Annotated in this window: 1 protein-coding gene; it reads left to right on the top strand. The window is 51.4% G+C overall.

What is annotated here, in order from left to right; translation table 11 throughout:
* Nucleotides 1–416: alpha-amylase family protein (locus D7Y13_RS43780; protein WP_208734703.1), on the top strand; the 416-nt coding region annotated here is incomplete at both ends.

Below are 416 nucleotides of genomic sequence, written 5' to 3'. Positions count from 1 at the left end.
CATCAAATCGGCGAGATGCGCGAGATTCGCTCAGACACAAAATTCACATTCCCTGGTCGCGCTGGAAAATACTCCAGTTTCCAATGGAACTACCAACACTTCACGGCCGTCGACACCGATTTCAACGACAATCTCTACCAAGCAGTCTATCTGATCGAAGGCAAGTCGTTCGATACCAACGTCGACATGGAGAAGGGCAGTTTTGATTATCTCATGGGTTGCGACGTCGATGTCGCACATCCAGACGTGCAGCAGGAACTCAAGAATTGGGGCACGTGGTATCTCAACGAAGTCGGACTCGATGGCGTTCGCTTCGATGCCGTGAAACATATCGAAGCGGGCTTCTTCCCGGATTGGTTGATCCACGTTCGCGCTCAAGCCGGTCGCGATATTTTTGCTGTTGGCGAATACTGGTC

The sequence above is a fragment of the Corallococcus praedator genome, assembly GCF_003612125.1.
Classification (GTDB): Bacteria; Myxococcota; Myxococcia; order Myxococcales; family Myxococcaceae; genus Corallococcus; species Corallococcus praedator.
This window is presented reverse-complemented; position numbering and strand designations above follow the sequence as displayed.